At 61.3% G+C, this 4,202-nt stretch carries 5 protein-coding genes; all 5 read left to right on the top strand.

Annotation, left to right across the window (positions count from 1 at the left end):
• The coding region (locus tag J4F42_03640; protein ID MCE2484583.1) for an outer membrane lipoprotein-sorting protein at positions 1-685 on the top strand (685 nt) is incomplete at its 5' end.
• Between the two features lie 136 nt (positions 686-821).
• On the top strand, positions 822-1,193 hold the full coding sequence (locus J4F42_03635; protein MCE2484582.1) for a hypothetical protein: 372 nt from the start codon (positions 822-824) through the stop codon (positions 1,191-1,193).
• A gap of 11 nt (positions 1,194-1,204) precedes the next feature.
• Positions 1,205-2,173 carry an ABC transporter ATP-binding protein gene (locus tag J4F42_03630; GenBank protein MCE2484581.1) on the top strand — a complete coding sequence of 323 codons (969 nt, stop codon included), beginning with the start codon at positions 1,205-1,207 and terminating at the stop codon, positions 2,171-2,173.
• 50 nt (positions 2,174-2,223) lie between these two features.
• Positions 2,224-2,991, top strand: coding sequence for an ABC transporter permease subunit (locus tag J4F42_03625; GenBank protein MCE2484580.1), 768 nt, complete (start codon positions 2,224-2,226; stop codon positions 2,989-2,991).
• On the top strand, positions 2,988-4,202 hold a 1,215-nt coding region (locus J4F42_03620), incomplete at its 3' end, for a GldG family protein (protein ID MCE2484579.1). The genes J4F42_03625 and J4F42_03620, both read left to right, overlap by 4 nt.

The raw sequence follows: 4,202 nt of genomic DNA, 5'->3' as shown, positions 1-4,202 counted from the left end.
CTACATGTACCTGCCGGAGCTGCGTCGTGTGCGGCGCATCAGTGTGGCCAACCGCAGCGACGCCTTCTGGGGCACCGACATGGACCTCGACTCGCTGTGGGGCTTCAACTCCAAGCATTCCTACTGGACCTTCCGGCTGCTGTCCGAAAAAGACATCCTGGCCCCGGTCCACGTTGGTGTGTACGGCACCCGTAAGGTCTGGTGCGCCGAGCCCGACGGCACGACCGGCACGATGGCCTTCATCCCCTGCAACGTGCCGTGGGAACGGCGGCCGGTGTACGTGGTCGAAGGGATTCCGTCGGCCTACAGCCAGTACGCCTACTCCAAGCGCATCATGTACCTCGACAAGGACTTCTGGGGTATGAGCTTCGCCGAGATGTACGACCAGGGTGGTGAGCTGTGGAAGTTCTGGTTCAACCTGTTCAACTACGTCGGCACGCCGTACAAGGGCTTTCCGACCAACCCGCTGGAAGGCGCCAATTACAACTATGAAGACGTGTGGGCCTTCACCCCGCACGGTCAGGGTTCGGACCTCCAGCTGGCCCACTCGACCAAGTGGGACGCGCCGTCCGGTTACGCCCGGTCGAGGAATGAGTGGACCCAGGAGTGGTACTTCAACGAGCCGACCCCGATTAACACCCCGGAAGCGTTCTCGGTGAACTTCCTGATCCGGAGCGCCCGCTAAAGCTCGGCGCGGAGCGGGGGGCCGCGGCTCCCCGTTCACGCCACAGTGACCGTGCGATAATAAGGACCACCGCCTTTCCCCCTCTCCACTTTTTTGTTACGTAAACCCCCATATCTTTTCATAAAGAGAGGGACGTATGGCAGAAGAACAACAGCTTGTGGAAGACGAATCACTATCGAAGCTTGCCTGGGGCTATGTTGGCGTCGGCGTGTTATGGATCGCCCTGGTCCTGACCGGCATCACGTTTGAGCGCTTAGGACTCACCACCACCCTCTTCTCCGGAGTCCTGCCCGGAGAGGTCGGCATCCTGCGCCAGGCAAACGCCGAACATGAACAGAAACTCAAAAGCCTTACCGACCAGAACAACAAGCTCAGCGAAAAAGTCGATACGCTGACCCGCCAGAAGGAATTGGCAGACAACAGAGTCGAAGACCTGCGGGCCAGAGTGGACGCACTCCAAGCCGCCGCCACTCCAGCCCAGGAGGATGCGGCAGCTCCAGACGCCTGAACGAAGCACGCATGATTGAAGTCCACAACGTCACCAAATACTACGGTCAGGTTCGGGCTCTCCACCAGGTGTCCTTCGATGTCCGGGAAGGAGAGATCGTCGGTCTGCTCGGCCCCAACGGCTCGGGCAAGACCACGCTCATGCGCATCCTGACCGGCTTCTTCCCGCCGACCGAGGGTCGAGTCGTGGTGGCCGGTTACGACGTGGAAACCGCGTCTCTGGAGATGCGCCGCAAGCTCGGCTATCTGGCCGAAAACGTCGTGTTGTACCCGGACATGACGGTCCGCGCCTTTCTGGGCTTCTGTGCGCGGGTGAAAACGGCCGGCGGGGCAGACCGGCGCAGGCAGGTCGAGCGCGTGCTCGACGAGTGCAGCCTCAGCCATATGGCCCGCCGCCACATTGGCACCCTGTCGAAGGGCTACCGCCAACGGGTCGGCCTGGCCCAGGCCCTGCTGTGTGAGCCGCAGGTTTTGATTCTGGACGAACCCACGATCGGTCTCGACCCCCACCAGCTGATCGACATGCGGGAGCTGATCAAGAGCCTGGGCGGAAAAACGACGGTATTATTATCAAGCCACATCCTGGCCGAGGTCGCCCAGGTGTGCCACCGGGTGGTGATTATCGATAAAGGCCAGATTCTGGCCGAGGATACCCCGGCCGGACTCAGCCAACGTCTGCAATCCGCTACCCGGACTCGGCTGCGGGTGGCGGGTCCGGTCGAGGATATTCAGACCGCCCTGCGGGCGCTGCCCGGGGTGAGTGAGGTCATCCTCCAAGACACTCCGCAAGACGGTCCGGCAGAGGATCAGCAACCGGGACACCTCTTTCTGGTCCACTCCCAGGATCGCACGCTCAACCACGAACTCGCCGAGCTGGTGGTCAACCGGGGCTGGTCCCTGCACGAGCTCAACCCGCTCACCGCCGGTCTGGAAGAGTTATTTGTACGCCTGACAACAGAGGAACAGCGTCCAGCGGCCTGAGAGCATGCCCGACCGGCTCGGAGTGAATGCCTGCGTAGGAGAGAGTACACATGGGACAGGCACACACCTTTCTGACGAACTTTCGGGCTGTCGTCGCCAAAGAACTCCGCTCGTATTTTCTGTCGCCCTTCATCTATCTGGTCACCGCCGTCTTTCTGCTGGTCAGCGGCTATTATTTTTATACCGACCTCATCTTCTACGTGCAGTTCGGGTTCGGCCTCAACATCATCGAAAACTTCTGGCAGCTCGTTTTTACCGATATCCGTCTGATGCTGCTGCTGGCGATTCCGTTCCTGACCATGCGGCTGTTTGCCGAAGAAAAACGGCTGGGCACGATCGAGTTGCTGCTGACCTATCCGATGCGGGACGCCGAGCTGTATCTGGGCAAATTCGTCGCTTGCAGCCTGGCCACCCTGTTCATGCTGTCCTTCACCGCGGTCTATCCCGTGCTGGTCTACTGGGTGCAGCCGTTCAACTGGACCCTCGTCCTGGCCGGCTATAGCGGACTCGCCCTCATCGCCCTGGCCTGCATCGCGTGTGGCCTGTTCATCTCCTCGCTGACCGACAACCAGGTAGTGGCCGGTTTTGCCGCGCTGTGTACGCTGCTGTTCTTCTGGATCCTGAGCTGGAATGAGGGCGCCACCCGCGACGGCTTTCTGTACTGGCTGGCCCAGACCTCCATGGTCACCCATTTTCAGGGCTTTGCCCAGGGATTCATTGACACCAAAGAGATCGCCTTCTTTTTCGCCTTCGTCCTGTTCTTCAGTTTCCTGACCCTCCGGTCGCTTGAATCCCGCCAGTGGAAGGGACGCCGATGAATGCCAATCTGCGCAACGTGCTCAAGCTCGTTGTCGGGACAGTCGGATTTCTGGCCATGCTGATCGCCATCCAGGCGGTGCTGGCCCACTATAACCGGCGGATTGACCTGACCCTGCAACAGAAGTTCACCCTCGCTCCCCGTACCCAGTACGTGGTGTCAAACTTGCAGCAGGATGTCCACGCCATCGCCTTCATCCATCCCGACCGGCCCGAGAATTTCTTTCTGACCGATATGCTGGGCCGCATGGACGCCCTGTCGCCCCACTTCCGCCACACCATCGTCGATATGAACCGCAGCCCGGCCACGGCCCAGCAGTACGACGCGCGGCGGTATGGCACGATTGTGTTCGAGTCGGCCGGACGCCGCCGCCAGTCTTTCCTGCACTCCGGCGAGAACGACGTGGTCTCGGCCCTGCTGCACGTCACCCGCAGCGCGGAAAAAATGATCTATTTTACGACTGGTCACGGCGAGGGCGATCTCAGCGATCCGCAGCCGGAAGACGGCTACACCAAACTCCGGGGCGCCATGGCGGATGAGTTCTACGTCGCCAAGCAGATCGCGCTGGCCGACACCGCCGGCGTACCGGACGATGCCGTGGTGGTCGTCCTGCTCGGCCCCACAGATCCCTTCCTGCCCTTTGAGTTGCAGGCCCTGGACGCCTTTCTGAAACGGGGCGGTCGCCTTTTTGTGCTGCTTGAGCCGGAGAGTTCCTCGAATCTCGACGCCTTTCTGGAGCAGTACGGGGTCCACCTGTTGGACTATATTGCGGTCGATCCCACAAAGCGGATCTATGCCGGCGAATCGATCACCTTCCGGGCCTCACGCACCGCCGTCACCCACGACATGAAGGCGGTCAATGCCCCGCCCATCTTTTCCCTGTCCCGGGTGGTCGAGGTCCGCCAGGATCTCGACAACGGCATCAGGGCCGCGCCCATTCTGGCAACCTCAGCGTCCGGCTTCGGCAGCGCCGAACGGCGCATTTCAGCCGAGCAGGATTTGCGCTTTGTTCCTGGCCGCGACCTGCGCGGCCCGGTGCCGATTGCCGGAGAGGTGATTCTGAGCAACGGAGACCACCAGGGACCGCCCGGCCGGATCGTGGTCTTCGGCGATGTCGATTTTGCCCATAACGGTCTGCTGGAGCAGGGCGGCAACCGAGACCTGTTCATCAATGCCGTCAACTGGCTGGCCGACGATGTCGGTCAGGTCGGC

This window comes from Desulfurellaceae bacterium (assembly GCA_021296095.1).
Lineage (GTDB): Bacteria > Desulfobacterota > Binatia > Bin18 > Bin18 > JAAXHF01.
Note: the sequence above shows the minus strand (reverse complement) of the source record. Positions and strands in the feature narration are given on the sequence as shown.